The organism is Psychroserpens ponticola (assembly GCF_023556315.2).
Lineage (GTDB): Bacteria > Bacteroidota > Bacteroidia > Flavobacteriales > Flavobacteriaceae > Psychroserpens > Psychroserpens ponticola.
Window position 1 is genome coordinate 3144411 of sequence record NZ_CP116221.1, and the last position, 19016, is coordinate 3163426.

General features: G+C 34.2%; 9 protein-coding genes and 1 tRNA gene. 6 read left to right on the forward strand and 4 right to left on the reverse strand.

Annotated features, from left to right (window positions below; genetic code table 11):
• The first annotated feature begins 15 nt into the window (after positions 1–15).
• From MUN68_RS13890 to MUN68_RS13915, 6 genes are all read left to right on the forward strand, one after another.
• On the forward strand, positions 16–4629 hold the full coding sequence (locus tag MUN68_RS13890) for a beta strand repeat-containing protein (protein WP_249997345.1): 4614 nt from the start codon (positions 16–18) through the stop codon (positions 4627–4629).
• Positions 4630–4930: 301 nt separating this feature from the next.
• Positions 4931–12106, forward strand: a complete 7176-nt coding sequence (locus MUN68_RS13895; RefSeq protein ID WP_272792382.1) for a T9SS type A sorting domain-containing protein — start codon at positions 4931–4933, stop codon at positions 12104–12106.
• A 52-nt stretch (positions 12107–12158) separates the two neighbouring features.
• Positions 12159–12344 carry a hypothetical protein gene (locus MUN68_RS13900; RefSeq protein ID WP_249993970.1) on the forward strand — a complete coding sequence of 62 codons (186 nt, stop codon included), beginning with the start codon at positions 12159–12161 and terminating at the stop codon, positions 12342–12344.
• Positions 12345–12361: 17 nt separating this feature from the next.
• Positions 12362–13510 (forward strand): phosphoenolpyruvate carboxykinase (ATP), encoded by a 1149-nt coding sequence (locus MUN68_RS13905; protein WP_249993936.1) that lies wholly within the window; start codon positions 12362–12364, stop codon positions 13508–13510.
• A 36-nt stretch (positions 13511–13546) separates the two neighbouring features.
• Positions 13547–14584, forward strand: coding sequence for a nucleotidyltransferase family protein (locus MUN68_RS13910; protein ID WP_249993934.1), 1038 nt, complete (start codon positions 13547–13549; stop codon positions 14582–14584).
• A gap of 108 nt (positions 14585–14692) precedes the next feature.
• Positions 14693–15295, forward strand: coding sequence for a hypothetical protein (locus MUN68_RS13915; protein ID WP_249993932.1), 603 nt, complete (start codon positions 14693–14695; stop codon positions 15293–15295).
• Between the two features lie 3 nt (positions 15296–15298).
• Here MUN68_RS13915 and MUN68_RS13920 read toward each other — a convergent pair whose 3' ends face one another.
• The 4 genes from MUN68_RS13920 to ftsZ all read right to left on the reverse strand — a co-directional run bounded on the left by MUN68_RS13920 (position 15299) and on the right by ftsZ (position 19006).
• Complete coding sequence (locus MUN68_RS13920; protein WP_249993930.1) at positions 15299–16183, reverse strand: zinc-dependent peptidase; 885 nt, start codon at positions 16181–16183, stop codon at positions 15299–15301.
• Positions 16184–16414: 231 nt separating this feature from the next.
• A tRNA-Arg gene (locus tag MUN68_RS13925) sits at positions 16415–16488 on the reverse strand.
• A 7-nt stretch (positions 16489–16495) separates the two neighbouring features.
• Positions 16496–16942 (reverse strand): GatB/YqeY domain-containing protein, encoded by a 447-nt coding sequence (locus tag MUN68_RS13930; protein WP_249993928.1) that lies wholly within the window; start codon positions 16940–16942, stop codon positions 16496–16498.
• 144 nt (positions 16943–17086) lie between these two features.
• The gene (ftsZ, locus tag MUN68_RS13935) at positions 17087–19006 is read right to left on the reverse strand and encodes a cell division protein FtsZ (RefSeq protein WP_249993927.1); all 1920 of its coding nucleotides are present in this window, start codon (positions 19004–19006) and stop codon (positions 17087–17089) included.
• Positions 19007–19016: the final 10 nt, after the last annotated feature.

Sequence of the window (19016 nt, forward strand, 5' to 3'; positions counted from 1 at the left end):
TAATTTAATATAACTATGAAACACATTTACACACTTTTACTTGCCCTAATGATGACTGCTTTAGGGTTTGGGCAGACTACAGTAACCTATGATTTTTCTGACGGAGGCGCAGTCACAGGACTAAATGAAGCATCACCTGGTATCACTGTTGATTCTGATCCAAATATAGGTTTTGGTAGTTTCAAAAACTCTGGTACTTCAAACCCTGCACTCAATAGTGGCCAATTACGTTTATATCAAAACGCCACCAAAGGAGGTTCAATTATTATTTACGCGAACAGTGGTGTAACCATAACTAATATTATTGTTAATGCGTCATCGCTAATTGGAGATGCTGGTTATATTGTTGATGGAGGATCGCAAGTTAACTTATCAGGAGGAAGTACTTATACTATTAGCGGAATAAGCTCTACTTCACAAGTAGAATTTTTTCAAAGAGAAAGTGGAAGCGGAAACAGAATATATGTAGATACTTTTGATGTTACTTATACTTCTGGTGGTGGTGGTTGTACAGCTCCTACAACCCAAGCTTCGGTTTATAACACAACGTCTATAGGAACCACAAGTGCTACATTAAATTGGACTGATGGTGATGGTGATGAAGTATTAGTACTTGTTAAAGCAGGCTCGGCTGTTGATGCAGACCCTACAAATGGAACAGGATACACAGGAAATACAGTTTTCACATCTGGTGATCAAATTGGCACAGGTAATTATGTGGTACAATCTGGTTCGGCTACAAGTTCGGTTAGTATTACTGGTCTAACTGCTGCTACCACTTATCATGTTGCTGTATATGAATATAATACGACTGATACATGTTATGAGTTAACGGAATTAACAGGTAACTTTACCACGGGTTGTTCAACGCCTTCAGATGTGACTGCATTTACGGCAACTGCAGGTAATACTGAAGTTGATTTAAGTTGGACGAATGGGAGTTGTTTTGATGAGATTTTAGTCGTAGCCAAAGCAACTTCTGCCGTAACAGTAACACCAACTGGTGATGGCACTGCTTACACTGCAAATGCTGCTTTTGGTTCTGGTACCGATTTAGGGACTAGTGAATATGCTGTTTATAAAGGTTCTGGTACTTCGGTAACCATTACTGGTTTAACAAATGGTACAACCTATCATTTTGAAGCTTTTGCTCGCAAAGTAACCACATGGAGTTCGGGTGTAACTGATTCTGCTGCACCAATTGATCAATTAGGCGCTGGAGACATTGCCTTTACAGCCTTTAATGCAGATGGAGGTGATGAATTTTCATTTGTGGCTTTAGCAGATATTCCAGCCAACACTACGATTTGGTTTACAGATAATGAATGGGATGGCAATTCATTTAATAACATAAATGAAGGCGAGATTGAATGGTCTCATACAAGTACAGTTACAGCTGGTTCAGTTATTATTATTGAAGATACTAGTGGAGGCTCTCCTACTGTAAATATAGGAAGCGTATCTGGTGGTAGTGTTAATTTAGGTGCTAGTGATGAACAATTATTCGCCTTATTAAGTACGCCTTCTGCTTCAACAATGGCAACACCTGGATTTTTAGCTGGAATATCTAATGATCTTACTGGCTCAACGTTAACAGGAACTGGACTTACTGATGGTACAGATTTTCTTGACTTTGATGACGATGGTGATGGTTATGAATATACGGGTTCTAGATCTAGTGAATCTGCTTTTGCTGATTATTTGCCTCTTATTATGAATACAACTAATTGGCAGATTGAAACTTCAAATGGTAACAATATATTACCGATTTCAACTACTGTTTTCACACTAGCTTCAGGCTGTACTGCTCCAACGACTCAAGCTTCTGCTTATAACACTACATCAATTGGTTCTACAAGTGCAACATTAAACTGGACTTCAGGAAATGGTGATGAAGTTATGGTTGTTGTTAAAGAAAGTTCTGCAGTTGACATGGATCCTACTGATGGAACAGCTTACACAGGAAATACAGTTTTTACATCAGGTGACCAAATTGGTACAGGTAATTATGTTGTACAATCTGGTTCTGCTACAAGTTCTGTTAGTATTACTGGCTTAACTGCTGCTACTACTTATCATGTAGCTGTTTACGAATACAACACAACTGGTACATGTTATGAATTAACGGAATTAACTGGTAACTTTACTACAGATTGCCCAACACCTTCTGATGTGACTACATTTACAGCAACATCAGGTGATACTACTATTGATTTAAGTTGGACTAATGGGAGTTGTTTTGATGACATTTTAGTCGTTGCAAAAGCAACTTCAGCTGTAACGGTTACACCAACAGGTGATGGCACTGCATACACTGCAAATACCGTTTTTGGTTCTGGTACCGATTTAGGAACTAACGAATATGCTGTTTATAAAGGTACAGGAACATCTGTTACAGTAACGGGTTTAACAAATGGCACAACATATCACTTTACAGCTTTTGCTCGTAAAACGACAACTTGGAGTGCTGGTGTAACTGATTCTGCAACGCCAAACACGGTTGAAGAAGCGGTTGCTGGTGACTTAATTATCACTGAAGTTTCTGGTGATGGTTCTGCTACTGGAAATGATAATGGATATATGGAAATTTACAATAGAAGTAATAAAATTATCAACCTAGATAATATTGAAGCTAGGTATTTCAATTCAAATCCTGGTAGCTCTACACAACAAGTTACTCTTAGCGGCACACTAAGTCCTGGTAGCTTTGTTATAGTGACTCAAAATGCAGGCAACTATACTACTGAATATAGTGATACGGCTGATGCAACAGGAAGTGATTTCTACTTTAATGGCGGAGATGATGGTTGTGATGTATACCACACTACAAATGGTGTGATCGATCAATTTAACGATAATGGAAGTGGACAAAGCCCATGGAATTGGAGTGACAGCTTTACTTACTACAGAAACAGTACTGGTAGTGGTGCAATTGAAGACAACTGGACGCAAGATGGCACAGACAACCCAAGATCAAAAACTAATTTGTTCTTCTGGACAGGAGCTTCTGATAGTTCTTGGACTAATACAAGTAACTGGGATGAAGCTGCGGCGCCATCAAGTACAACCGATGTTGTAATTACAGATCAAACTAACGAACCTTCAATTACTACTTCTGTTGAAGTTTCTAATATCACAATTGAAACGAGTACAGACATTATTGTAGAAAAAACCGGTAATCTTGAAGTATCTGGAAACTTAAACAACTCTGGTAACCTTAGTTTAGAGTCTGATTCAAATGAATACTCAAGTTTAATTATTGATGGTACTTCTAATGGAACCATCAACTATGAACGTCACGTAAATATTAATGGTTCTGGAACCACTGGAAGTAATGATTTAATATCTGCTCCATTAACTGGACAACAATTTGACGATTTTGCAACTGCTAATTCTAACATTTTAAGTAATGGTGCAGGTACATTATTCTTATTTGGCCCTTTTGATAAAACTTCTGGAGAATATCTAACTTATGCAGACACTGAGACTGCTACATTAGATGCTGGAGTTGGATATAGAGCTGCATCAGATGACAATGGAACATTTACATTTACTGGAACCGCAAACAATGGAACCATCACTAATGATATAATAAACTCTGGTCCTTCAGAACCTGCAGAATCAGAATGGAACCTAGTTGGTAACCCATACCCTTCTTATATAAATGTTCAAGATTTTCTTAACCATGAAGTTAGTTCTGGCATTTCAAACCTTGATTTATTTGATGCTGGTACAGCTGCAATTTACGGTTATGATGGTAATGCTTTAAATGGCTGGACGGTTTATAACTTAGCTAACACGACTGCTTCTACAGTAATTGCTCCTGGACAAGGATTCTTTGTAAGTGCTGATGCAACTTATGCACCACTATACGATTTAGAATTCTCACCAACAATAAGATCTACAGGAACTACTGACGATTTCATTGCAGGTCGTAGTGGAGGACTAACCCATTTTACTCTTCAGGCATCTTCAGCTGCAGATTCATATAGTACTGAGTTTTATTTTAATCCAATAGCTACTCGTGCATTTGATTTAGGACATGACGCCGAAATATTTAGCATTAATCTGCCGTTTGTTTTATACTCACATCTTGTTGAAGAAGATGAAGGAGCCCACTTAACATTACAAGCTCTAAACACAACCGATCTTATGGATGTAACCATCCCAATCGGGATTAATGCAAATCAAGGTGTACAAGTAACCTTTACAATGTCACTAAATGAATTGCCAGAAAATCATTTTGTTTATTTTATAGACACAGTAGAAAATACAACAACGCTATTAAATGACTTAGATTATGTATTAACCCCTTCAACTGCTTTATCTGGAATTGGACGTTTCTATATTAGAGTTTCAGAAGTCGCTTTATCTACAATTGAGAATAGCTTTAATGAATTAACTATTTTCGCTTTAAACGAATCAAATGAAATCGTAGTTAATGGACAATTACAAAAAAATACAATATTAAACCTATATGACATTCAAGGTAGAAAAGTGTTATCAACACAACTTGATAATACTAGCCTTGAAAACCGTATTGATATTTCTTCTTTAAGCGGAGGTGTATATGTTGTAAATGTTCAAAATAACGAACAGCAAAAATCACAAAAAGTGATTATAAAATAAGACTCTTTTAATGATCTTCTATAAGCGCACTAGAACCATCTAGTGCGCTTTATTTGTTAAATAAACGGGTACAAAATTGAATGAAATCGTTAAAAAATCAATTATTCTAAATTATTTCACATTTTATTAACAAAAAGTTCAAAAACTGTTAAGATTTGTTATATTTGTTTTTCGATTTAGTTACAATCCATCCGATATATTACTAAATCATCCCTAAATCTTCAGAAACTTCCTATTAATGTTATACATGCATTCATGCATAAACAATGCTATTAACTGAGCTATTAACTAAATTAACATTATGAAAAAATTTACATTGTTACTACTTGCTATGCTTGCCTTTTGTTGGCAATCTCAAGCACAATTCACGTTTCCAACAGAAGGACCACTTAATGTGGTCAGTGGAACACCTGAAGAAATAGGTTTAAATACAGTCGGTAATACAGCTGGTGTAACTGCTGCTGAATATGACTCTTTTGAACTAACTGTAACCTGGACAGCTGGAGGTGGAGGTCCTTGGTCTAGTGAAGCTGAAGCTTTAATTACAACATCTGCAGGTTCTGTCGATGTTGATGGGCCATCTTCTGGAGGTGCTAATGATGGTACTACAACTACACTAACGTTCATTGGTAATTTTCCAGCCAATTATAACCCTAGTGTCAATGGCTTATTAGGAGTTGCTTTTGACACCTCTTATGGTGGGTCTGATATGGATTTAACAGATATTGTAATGGTTCTCTATGAGGCTCCTACATGTGATGTGGTTTCTGGTATTACTATTGATGCTTTTACAGATACAACAGCAGATGTTAGCTGGACAGCTAGTATCACTGGAGAAACAGCATGGGAAATTGCTTTTCAAGGAAGTGGAGCTGGCGCTCCTGCAGCTGCTGGTGATCCAGCTACAAGTGTATATAATAAAACGGGGCTAACAGAATCTACAACATATGATGTGTATGTTAGAGCAGATTGTACTGGTGGTGATTATGGCGACTGGGTTGGCCCAGTTAGCTTTACTACTCCAGCTTCTCCTGTTTCAATAACGTGTCCTGGACCTGATTTGAATGAGACATATTGCTATTCTAATAATGACGAAACTGAATTTAAATATGTAAGTTCAGATGGTTCAAATTTAAGAGTAACATTTAATGCAGGAGATACTGAAGACACTTATGACGAATTAATTATTTTAGACTCAGATGGTGTAACAGAATTATATAATGGTTATGGAGCATCTGGAGACTTAACTGGTGTTTCTGCTACTTCTTCTGGAGATAGTATTACTGTAAAAGTAAGTTCTGATGGCTCAACTACTGAATGTTCAACAGGTGCTGATTGGGATTGGGATATTGAATGTTTAGCATGTACTCCATCTATAGTAGATACAATAACAGTAATTGAAGATTGTGGATCAGGTACATTTGATGTTGAAGTTACATTTTCAAGTCTTGGTGATGCGTTATTTATTGTAGGAACAAGTGAACCATACCCTTTTGAATCTGTCGTACCTGGTACTTTTACTTATACATTATCAGGTTATATTTCAGGAACTGATGCTGATCTTTCTATAAATCATTCAAGTCCTGTTTGTGATTACGATTTAGCAACGCAAACTTATAACTGTCCACCAGATAATGATTTATGTGCAGACGCTACAGCTATTGCTTGTAATGATACACTTACAGGTCAATCTACTATTAGTGCAACTGGAGCAAGTGCTACATCTTGTGATGGATCAATTGGTAATGATGTATGGTACCAATATACTGGTGATGATAGTGATGTTACTATAACTGTAAACGCAACTGTAGAAGAAGCACAAATTGGTGTTTTTACAAGTACTGATGGCGCCTGTTCAGGAATCACTTTAGGAAGTTGTTCTGATTCATCTGCTGGTAGTGGTGGTAACCCAGTTTCGGTTACATTTGCTGCTGATGTAGGTACAGAATACTTTATACAAGTTGGAAATTGGATTAATGGAGACCCTGGATTAGAGTTTGAAATTTCAGCAACATGTATTCCTTACCCAACTACAGCTCCTGATTGTCCAGCTACATATACTGCGACTCCAGATGCTACTTGTGGTTCTTTAGAAACAACATTAGCTTGGGATGCTTCAACTCCTGTTGTAGCCGATGGATATTACTTAACTGTTGGTACAACAATGGGTGGAAATGATATCATTGATAATGTAGATCTTGGCAACGTATTGACGACTACAGTTTCGTCTCAAACCGTAAATACACAATATTACTATACAATATCTCCTTATAATGATTTTGGAACTGCAGTATGTGCTGAACAAACATATACTACTATTGCTGCTGGATGTTATTGTACATCTGAGCCAACTTCTAATGATAATAATGGAATCTCAAATGTAACAATTGATGCAACATCGTTCCCAACTGGTGACGTAACTTATTTTGATCATTCTGGAACTCCAGTAGATTTTAGCCAAGGACTTACAGCTCCTGTTTCAATTACATTTGAAACTGGGTATGCGTATGGAACAAATATTTGGATTGATTTTAATGATGATTATATTTTAGATCCTTCTGAATTAGTATTCTCTGGAGAATCTCTTTCGACTAATCCTACTACTTTTGATGCAAGTTTCCCAATGCCAGTATCAGCGACATTAGGAACTCACAAAATGAGAATAGGTACTGCTTATAGTGGACAAGATACACCTAACGCATGCTATAATGGTTCTTATGGTGTAACATTAGATTTTGATGTTAATATCGTAGCTCCATCTTGTACAGCAATTGCAATAAATAGTTCAACTATAGTTGAAAATTGTGGAGCAGGTACTTTTGATGTTGTTATTGATGTAGCGTCAATTGGTGCTGCTACTTTTAAAGATGATGCCGTAAATGGTTCTGAAGCTATTGTTGCAGGTATTAACACATATACTTACAACCTTGGCGAAGTTCCAGACATTACAATTTTACATTCTGATATAGCTTGTAATTTGGCTTTAGGTACTTTCCAATATGATGATTGCCCAACACTTGTTGATTGTGCTGGTGGAACACCAGTAAATACAACATTTTGTTACACAAATAATGATGAAACTATGTTCGCATATCAAAGTTCAGATGCTTCAAGTCTTAAAGTAACATTTAATGCAGGAGATACTGAAAACAATTATGATGAACTAATTATTTTAGATTCTGACGGTGTTACAGAATTATATAACGGTTATGGTGCAGCTGGTGATTTAACAGGTGTTACTGCTAATTCTACAGGTGATATAATTTACGTAAAAGTATCGTCTGATGGTTCTTCAACATCATGTTCTTTTGGTGATGACTGGGATTGGGATGTAGAATGCTTGGCATGTACTCCTGGAGTAGTAGATACTACAGTAATTAGTGACACTTGTGGTGGCACTGACGAATTTACTGTTACTGTTAATTTAACAACAGTAAATGACGCTACTGGAGTTTCTGACGGAACAAACACCTATGCATTTACAGGATCTACAGCAGTTGCAGGACCTTATCCTGTTGGAACAACAGAAACATTAACATTATTACATACAGATGTTTCTTGTGACTCTTCTTTAGGTGATTTCACTTATGTATGTCCTCCAGCAAACGATGCTTGTGCTAACGCAATAGCGCTTACAGTTAATCCTGATTTTGCTTGTGGTACAGTTACGTCTGGAGATCTTTATGGTGCAACCGCAGATGGTGAAAGTGAAGCAACTTGTGCTGGAGCTGAAAATGATGATGTATGGTATACGTTTGTAGCTACTTCAACAGCACACAGAATAGAACTATCAAATATTTCTGGAACTCCTACTGACATGTACCATTCTCTATGGGAAGGTGCTTGTGGTACGTTAACAAACTTAGTATGTAGTGATGGAAACACTAGTAATCCTACAGGATTAACTATTGGTAACACATATACTGTAAGAGTAAATTCTTATAGTGGTAATGCTGGTGCAACAACTACGTTTGATATTTGTATTGGGACACCACCACCACCACCTGCTAATGATGAATGTATTGATGCTATTGCACTTACAGTAAATCCTGATTATGCTTGTGGTACGGTAACTGCTGGTACAATTCAAAGCGCAACTGCTTCTGGAGAAGATGAAGCAACTTGTTCTGGAGCAGAAACTGACGATGTATGGTATACGTTTGTAGCTACTGCAACAACACACAGAATAGAAATACAAAATGTTACGCCTTATACTGACATGTATCATTCTTTATGGGAAGGTGCTTGTGGTACATTAACTAATGTAGATTGTACTGATTCAAACACTAGTAATCCTACAGGATTAACTATTGGTAATACATATACGCTAAGAGTAAATTCTTATGGAACTTCTTCTAGCTCATCAACTTTTGATATTTGTATTAGTACAGCTCCTCCAGCTCCTGCTAATGATGAATGCGCAGATGCTATTGCACTTACCGTAAATCCTGATTATGATTGTGGCACTGTAACTGCTGGTTCAATTGCTGGCGCTACTGCATCTGGAGAAAGTGAGGCAACTTGTAGTGGTACTGAAAATGATGATGTATGGTATACATTCGTGGCTACACATACTGAACACAGAGTAGAATTATCAAATGTAACTGGAACACCTACAGATTTATATCATTCTGTATGGGAAGGCGCTTGTGGTACATTAACTAACTTAACATGTAGTGATTCAGATACAAGTACAACATCTGGATTAACTATTGGTAATACATATACTGTAAGAGTAAATTCTTATAGTTCTAATTCTGGTGCATTTACTTCTTTTGATATTTGCATTGGTTCACAACCACCACCACCAGCAAATGACACTTGTGCTGGCGCAGTGGTAGTTACTCCTGGAGCATATGGATCATGTACTACAACAAGTTTTGATAACGAATTTGCAACGTATAGTGGTGCATTAGGATCTTGTGAATCTTTTGACGTTGGTACAGAACAAGATGTATGGTTTACATTCTCAACTGATGCTGTTTCTACTTCTATAAATGTTGAAGTAACTGATGGTACTCCTGGGAATCTTGATATGAGTGTATATGATGCTTGTGCTGGAACAGAAGTAGCTTGTGCAGCAACTTTAACTGCAGGGTTAAATACACTTACAGGTCTGACACCTAGTACAACGTACTGGTTACAAGTTTGGACAGAAAGCACTACTTCTGGAGCATATGATTTATGTTTCTCTTATCCTCCACTATGTACACCTGTAGATGTTACAAGTTCAACGGTTGTAGAAAACTGTGGTGCTCAACAATTCTCTATAGAGATTGTGGTTGCTGATGAAGGATCTGCTGGATCTGTATTTGATGATGGAACTGCAACAACTCCTGTTGTTTCTGGAACTACAACTTTAGGACCTTATAATTTTGGTGATAACATTACTGTAAATATTACAGCTGTTGATTCAAACTGTGATGGTTCATTAGGAACATTTAATAGTACTTGTCCTCCACCAAATGATGATTTTGCAAATGCAATTGCATTAAATTGTGGTGATACAGTATTTGGTGATACTACTACTGCAACTTTAGATGAGGACGACGCTCCTGATGCAACAGGCTTTAATGCAGATACAGATTCGCCGAATATGTGGTATTCATTCTATGGAACTGGAGAAACTTTAGACTTAGATACTTGTCTTGATGGTACTGACTTTGATACAGAAATTCTTGTATTCACTGGAACTTCTGGCAACTTGACTTTAGAAGCTTCTGGTTATGATGACTGTAATGGTACAAATTCAGATTATCTTGCACAGGCTAGTTTAGTAACATCTCCTGGCATCCAATATTGGATTTCTGTTGAAGGTTATAACGTAGGCAGTATAGGTGCTTTCGAAATGTCTGTAACGTGTTCAGGTACAGCTGCATTTGTTTATAATAATGGATGGGTAGATGGTAGTAATCCTATTGGAACAACAACCACTAATGACATTGTAATTGCATCTGGTGATGTTAATCTTACAGCGAATACAGGTTGTAATACATTTACAGTTCTACCAGGTGCTGGTGTAACTGTTGATGCTGGTGTTACGCTTACTCCAACTGCAGGATTACTATTAGACTCTAACTCTACGAGTTACTCTAGTTTAATTCTTGATGGTACTGTAACTGGAACTATGACTTACGAACGTCATGTGAATATTAATGCTAGTTCTGGTACAACAACTGGTAGTAACGATTTAGTTTCTGCTCCTTTAACAGGACAGCCTTTTAATACATTTGCCGCTGCAAACCCTAATATTCTAACCAATGCTGGTGGTACGTTGTATTTATTTGGCCCTTTTGAAAAAGTAACTGGTCAATATGTTACTTGGGCTGATACTGAAACATCTACGCTTGATCCTGGTGTTGGATACAGAGCTGGTTCTGTTGATAATGATACTTTTACATTTACTGGTACAGCTAATAATGGCGTTGTGACTAACGACCTTGTTAACGCTGGATCTAATAATGCTATATGGAACTTAGTTGGTAATCCTTATCCTTCTTATTTAAATGTTTGGGATTTCCTTGCTCATGATTTAGGAGATGGCACAACTAACATTCAACTTTTTGATACTGGTACGGAAGCTATATATGGTTATGATGGTAGTCATGGTAATGGTTGGACTATTTACAACTATGCTACTACTTTACCGTCTACTGTTATTGCTCCTGGTCAAGGATTCATGGTCAGTGCTAATGCTGCTCAAACTGCTGGTTATGATCTAGAATTCTCTCCTGATATGAGAAGAACGGGTTCTAGTGATGATTTCATTGTAGGTCGTAATGCACAATTGACATATGTGAAATTAGATTTAAGTACTGCTAATAAGTCTTATGGTACTGATATCTACTTTAACAACAATGCAAGTTCTGGATTTGATGCAGGATATGATGCTGCTATTTGGGGTGAAACTGCTCCTGATTTCGCAATTTATTCTCACTTAATTGAAGAAAACAATGGTAAAGCAATGGCGTTACAAGCTGTTGATCATACTGATCTATCAGACATTAGTATTCCATTAGGTGTTAATGCAAACCAAGATGAAGAATTAAGGTTTAGCATTTCTGAAATAACTTTACCAGCTTCTGTTAATGTATATCTTGAAGATAGAGTGAAAAACACAATTACGTTATTAAATAACGCGGATTATGTGATTAACCCTTCAGCTGCATTATCTGGAACGGGTCGATTCTTCTTAAGAACTTCTCAAGGTGCTTTAACAACTATAGACAACTCTATTTCTAAATTAGACATCTATACGTTAAAAGCTTCTGATGAACTTGTTATTAGTGGAGAACTACTAAGTGATAATACAATGCTAAATGTATTCGATATTCAAGGTCGATTAGTATTAAGTACTAAACTTGATGATACCATTTTAGAAAATCGTATAAATGTATCTAGTATTAACTCAGGTGTGTACATTGTTACTGTTCAAAATAACAGTCAAGAGGAAACTAAAAAGGTAATTATAGACTAATCTTAAAAAATAAAGGTCAAAAATTAATGACATTAAATAAATTTTATTATTTTTGACCTTTATCATAACAATACGTATGAAAAATATTAATTCAGAAAATCAGATCACTCGTAAGGAGGCAATCAAAAAAATGAGCAAATATGCTGCTTTAACAGCTATTGGGACGTTCATTATTTTAAACCCTAAACAAGCGCAAGCTTCTTCTCCACCAGATCCAGGAGGAAATCCTTTCGAATAATATTATTTTTTTTTGATTTGAAAACAAATCTATCACCACAGTTAATTCAGGATATTAATGAAAATGCTGTTTTACTTTGGTTTGAAAAATCAAACAGATATCTTGTTACTTCAAAAATAAATAGTGAATTTATAAAACTATATATGAATCCCGATGAAAGTCGGGATTCATTTGTTGTTAACCTTCATCAAAATTTTGATTTTGATGAAAATACAGCAAACACCATCTATAATGATATAACCATTTTCCTAAAAGATGTCAATATAGATGAAATAACTAATGCTACTTCTAATATCATATCTACAATTGCTCCAACTCAATATATAAAACAATCTTATAAGTTTAATGATAAAATTGTTAGTATAAGATATGAGTCTGAAGTAATAAAAAGCTTGGTTCACCCTCAAATTTCTCATCATTCAATAGAAAACACGACAGAATTTGATGTTCTATTTGATATTTTCAAAACTGATGATAATTTACATCTATTGGAGAATGGCAAACATGTAGGGAGTTTTAAAACACAATCTTTTCATTTTTTACAAGGCAAATTTGCTTTACAACTCACAAATACAATTCATAATACTGAAATTGGTAATTGGATAGCAACATTTCATGCTTCTACAATTTCTAATGGAAAAGAATCTATTATGATTGTAGGAGATTCAGGTAACGGTAAAAGTACACTATCCGTTTTATTAATGGCTAATGGCTTTGATATCCTCTGTGATGATTTCACGCCGCTTTATGAAGACAACCTCAATCTGTTTCGTTATCCCGCTGCTACATCTATTAAAAAAGGAGCTTTTAAAGCCTTAAAACCTTATCTAAAAGATATAGATGAACTAAAAACCCATACTAGTGGGCCAAAAAAAGTAAACATTAAATATGTACCACCTCTAGTTAATTATGAGAGTCAAACTTCAAGCTTTCCGTGTACAAAAATTGTATATGTTAAATACAATGCTTTAGAAAAAGATAGCATTACAAAAGTGTCTTCAGATAAAATTCTAGAAACTTTAATACCAGATTCTTGGATTTCACCAAAAAAAACTCATGCTTTAAAGTTTATAAATTGGTTTAAGAAAATTGATTGTTATCAATTAAATTACAATAATAATAACTTTGCCATTTCAAAATTTAAAGACCTCTTCAAAGAATCTTAAATGTTTTACTTACTTTTAAATTCTTAAAAAGAGCCTTTGTCTTTCACTAAAAATTCATATAAAAATACGTTACAACTCATTGCTGATATTTTGAGTTATGAAAACTCAATTGAAACTTTAAAACAAGACATGATTTCCAACACAATAAATTGGGAACAATTTGTTTATATAGCAAGTGATTATTTAGTTTTAACCACATGTTATTGTAGACTTAAAGATAAGAATTTACTACAATACCTTCCTGAAGAACTAGTAATGTATCTAGATGAAATAACAACTATCAATAGAAATAGGAATAACACATTACTAAATGAAATTAAAAGTATTGCTGATATTTTAAACACAAATAAGATTGATTTTGTATTTCTAAAAGGAAGCGCGTTTCTAATAAAAAATTTATATCAAGACGTGGGAGAAAGAATGCTTGGTGACATTGACATTCTGGTTGATGAGGATCAAATAGATCATACTTATCAATTATTATTAAAAAATGATTATACTGGAACTGATCAAGGTATAAGTGCAAAATATTTTGACAATAAGCATTTGCCGAGATTACAATCCAAATTGAAATTAGCTGCAGTTGAAGTACATCGAAAAGTTGTCATAAAGTCATACAATGGAGTTTTGGATGTAAAAGATATTTTAGAAAAAAAAGAATCAGTTCAAAACATCTATGTTCCTTCTAAAAAACATTTGGTTTATCATACCATTTTAAATTTTCAAGCAAATGATTCTGGCTATATTTATAGCAGAATCAGTTATAAATCTATTTATGATTTACTTATTTTAAAAAAAGCATATAATTTCAGTTTTGACAAAACTTTCAATCCTTCATATTTTAAAAACTACTTCTCTATTGCAAAAATTTTCTTTAATGACTTCTCTAATTTTAAGTCTAAAACATTAATAAATTATATTTTTTTACAAAAATTAAAGCATCCATTTCTAAGGAAGTTTATCGATTCATTTTTAAGTAAATTTCAATTTATAAAGACTGTTATAACAACAAGAATTGGTTTCTTTATTAAGAACAGAAACTATAGAAGAGATATAATAAATAAATATAAATGAATTTTTAAAGAAAAAAATCTTAAATGAATTCTTTTTAATGTAATAAGTTTACTGTTTCTTTGTAAATTAGAGCTTAAAGCATATATTTGATTTAACTTATTTTTAACTATGAGAAATTTAGTTTTATTTTTAATGTTGGTGTCATTAATTAGTTTTAATGGCAATTCACAAACTACTTCAGATACTGAATATGATACTACTTCAGAATCTGATTTTATAAATGCTCCTTGGAAGCTAAGTGTTGGTGTAAATTCTGTTGGAAGTTTAGGAACAAGACAACCTCTTGAACGTTTAGGAGATTTTCAATTTAAAAACCCCTTAGCACTAGCCATTGAACATAAATGGTCAAAGTTTTTTGCTCTTGAACAAGATTTAACTTTGAATGGATATGAGGCTAAAAGCCAAATAGACAATGGTGTATTAACTAAAGACTATACATACATTTCAACTAACACATATGTGAAATACTATTTCTCAGATGCTCTATTTGCTATAAATTGGTTAGATCTCTATACTGGTGTTGGATTTGGACTGTTTTCTGTTGATGAACTTAACTCATCTGGTAACGTAGTCTGTGGTGGAACAATATGGATTTCAGATAAGATTGGTGTTAGACTTCAAGGTGTTGGTAAATTTGCAATTAATGCTAAAGACAGACAGTTTGACAACAACCACTTTCAATATATGTTACAAGCAGTTTTTAAATTGTAAGTTTCAATAACCTGAAAAATTAAAATTTAGCATTCCTTTTACTTTTATATAAATCTCTGGAAATTGAGACCTAAACTCATGTGGCGTTTCAATAAAAGTTTCGATGATAACTGCTAAGAATTCAAATTGATTTGTAAAAGCGTATTCTCTTATATAATCTGAAGACACTAATTCTGCTTTTAAACTACTATTCTTATCTAAATCTTGGGTAAGCTCATAAAACGAATCTAAAAATATTGCAGAGCTTGTACTTCGCTTTCTAACGTTCATATAATAAAAGTGAATGGCGTGAATAAACTCATGGACTGCTAAATTTAAGTTATCATCATCAATATGATAGCCATGCAATACGTCTTTCCAAGATAATACTATAGCTCTATAACCAAAGTTAAACTCACCTTTATGATAATTCTTATTTATTTGAGAATAAAACGCTTCTGGATAAATAAGAATACGTTCTACTGAATCAATCTTATAATCTCTTAAGCCAAAAGTAAGCTTAACTAACGTTGCGGAAATTACAAGCTTCATTTCATCACTCACATCCAATTCTTTTCCAATAAATTCGGTCCGATTTATTATTTTATAAACTCTATGCTCAAAGTAAGATTGATGCTTCTTAGATAAATTATTATAAAATTTAATTTTTTGCTTAAGAATAGATTTGTGATTTTGTGATAGCGTCTTTTTATTAAAATATAAATGATTATAAAACAAACGCTTTTTAATGTATTCTATATAAGCCATTTCAATAAAATTAAATAACTTGAAAAGCATAAAAAATACAGCTAAAGAAATGATAAATAATAAAAGGGCATCAAAAACCAACTCTGCTTCAGGTGAGAGTTCTTGCTTTGGTTGTCTAAAAAGAAGGAGTAGGTTGAGCATTTATGCTTTAAACGATAAATGAGGATTAATATAGAGATCTCTTCTCAAAAATACACTTTTATATATTAACATTCCATATTCAAAATTATCAGAGACATTAGCACTTAAAATGTATGGTTCATAAAGACACTCTTGAATCTCTATTCCTATAAATTTCGTTTTTAAAACAGAAAAACTCTGATTATAAATTCAAGCAAGCTTGATTTAACACAGAGTTTTTTTATTTATTAGTGACCTCGAGAGGATTCGAACCTCCAACCCTCAGAGCCGAAATCTGATATTCTATCCAGTTGAACTACGAGGCCAATATCGTTATGACAATTTATCTTTTACAATAGTAGATATTGTTTTACCATCTGCTTGTCCTGCCAATTGCTTATTAACCATTCCCATCACTTTCCCCATATCTTTCATACCTTGAGCTCCAATTTGTTCAATAGTTAGTAGAACCACTTTTTCTATATCTTCTTCACTTAGCTGAGCAGGTAAAAATTGAGAAATAATTGCAGCTTGAGCCAGTTCTGGATCAGCTAAATCATTCCTATTTTGCTCAGAAAATATTGCTGCACTATCTTTACGTTGTTTTACTAACTTAGATAAAATTTTTAGTTCTTGTTCTTCAGTTAGAACTTCTCCAGAACCAGAGGTTTGAGCTAATAATATTTCCGATTTAACTGCTCTTAATGAAGCCAAAGCAACTTGATCCTTATCTTTCATTGCTACTTTCATTGCAGTCATAATATCATTTTGTAAACTCATAATATGTAATTTAATTTAGACAGTAAAGATATGAAAAAACTTAGCGTTTTTAGTTTGGCAATACATATTAAAGCATAAAAAACCCGAAAAGCTTTTTCAACTTTTCGGGTTTAACAAAGTGCAAACACTAAACTAAATTTGCTATTAATCTACGTTGTCGTGTAAAAATGAATTATTGCTTCTTAATTGAATATCATCGTTGTCATCTGTGGCAACAGAAGTTCTTGAAGCTTTTGTATCTGAAGAATGCTGAGAATCTTCTAGATTAACACCTTGTCTTTTATATGCAGGTTCTTTTTCAATATCGTCAATTTTTGCCGTATTGAATTTGTAATTAAAATCTTTCATCTTACGTCTTCGCTCATCAGCTCTTTCTATAAGTAATTCTGAAATTGGACTATTCATTGGATCAATTTCTTCTTTTACTTCTTCTTCAAAAACTTCAGATTCTAATGTCTTTTTTTCAAACACAATTTCTTCTTCTACTTCTGGCTGAACTTTCGTTTTAGTTTCATTGATTGAAGACTCATAAGTCATAAAATCATCAAGTGCATAGCGCTTCTCACCTTCTTCGTTTGCTTCGGTAACAGAAACAATTTCAATATGATCAGTTACATCTAAATCTTTCACTTCATCATCCAATGCAAAGATAGTAGTCTCTTCGACTTCTGGTGTTTCCAATTCTTCTTGACCAAAAGATAATGGCAAATCAAACGTTAAAGTAATTTGTTCTTCTTCAACTCCTTCAATATTACTTTCTTCAACTTCTTGAACAGGAGTAATAATAAAATCCTCTTCTTTAGCATTATGATCTAAAACTTCATCATAAACTACATTTATATTTTTGATAATGTCAGTTGTTGTGATTAAATCTGTTTCAAAATTTTCATTTACATTTACCTCATCTTCTTCCATTAATGTATGAACTACAACTTCAGGTTTTACTTCTTCAGTTTCAAGAACGATGTCTGGAGTAATGATTGCTGGATCACTTTCTTTAATATAGACATCATCATTTCTATCGTCTTCTAAAGCATGTACAACTTTCTTTTGTTCTGTATTAGAGATATCGTGCTGTTGATCTATATCGAAACCAGTAGCGATAATAGTTACAGCGATAGATTCTTCTAATGATTCGTCTTCACCAACACCCATAATAATATTTGCACCATGACCAGCTTCATTTTGAATGTGATCATTGATTTCTCCTATTTCATCGATAGTAATTTCCTGAGATCCTGAAACGATTAGCAACAATACGTTTTTGGCTCCTGTAATTTTATTATCATTTAACAGTGGTGAATCTAGAGCTTTCATAATAGCTTCTTGTGCTCTGGTCTTACCTGAAGAGGTTGAAGAACCCATGATTGCTGTACCACTATTACTCAATACAGTTTTAGCATCACGTAAATCAATATTTTGAGTATAGTGATGTGTAATTACTTCTGCTATACCGCGTGAAGCTGTTGACAATACTTCATCAGCTTTAGAGAAACCTGCTTTAAAACCTAAATTACCATAAACTTCACGAAGCTTATTATTGTTAATCACAACCAAAGAATCTACATGTGAACGAAGTGTTTCAATACCTTTAGCAGCTTGCTCATTTCTTGTTTTTCCTTCAAACTGAAATGGCATCGTCACAATACCAACAGTTAATATTTCCATCTCTTTAGCAAGTTTGGCAATGATTGGTGCAGCTCCAGTTCCTGTACCTCCACCCATTCCTGCTGTGATAAATACCATTTTTGTATTGGTACCTAACATTCGTCTTAAATCTTCAAGACTTTCAACGGCAGCTTGTTCTCCTACTTCAGGATTTGCTCCTGCTCCTAAACCTTCGGTTAAATTTACTCCTAATTGGATCTTGTTTGGGACACCACTATTTTGTAATGCTTGGGAATCTGTATTACAGATAACGAAGTCAACTCCTTTAATCCCTTGTTGAAACATGTGATTAATAGCATTGCTTCCTCCTCCACCAACTCCAATCACTTTGATGACATTTGATTGGTTCTTTGGCAAATCGAATGAAATATCGCCTAATTCAATGTTGTTGCTCATAAATATTCTT

Bases quoted from the DNA above. Each gene is read 5' to 3' on its own strand.
- MUN68_RS13890 (WP_249997345.1), top strand. From the start codon at position 16: ATGAAACACATTTACACACTTTTACTTGCCCTAATGATGACTGCTTTA.
- MUN68_RS13895 (WP_272792382.1), top strand. From the start codon at position 4,931: ATGAAAAAATTTACATTGTTACTACTTGCTATGCTTGCCTTTTGTTGG.
- MUN68_RS13915 (WP_249993932.1), top strand. From the start codon at position 14,693: ATGAGAAATTTAGTTTTATTTTTAATGTTGGTGTCATTAATTAGTTTT.
- MUN68_RS13920 (WP_249993930.1), bottom strand. From the start codon at position 16,183: ATGCTCAACCTACTCCTTCTTTTTAGACAACCAAAGCAAGAACTCTCA.
- MUN68_RS13930 (WP_249993928.1), bottom strand. From the start codon at position 16,942: ATGAGTTTACAAAATGATATTATGACTGCAATGAAAGTAGCAATGAAA.
- ftsZ (WP_249993927.1), bottom strand. From the start codon at position 19,006: ATGAGCAACAACATTGAATTAGGCGATATTTCATTCGATTTGCCAAAG.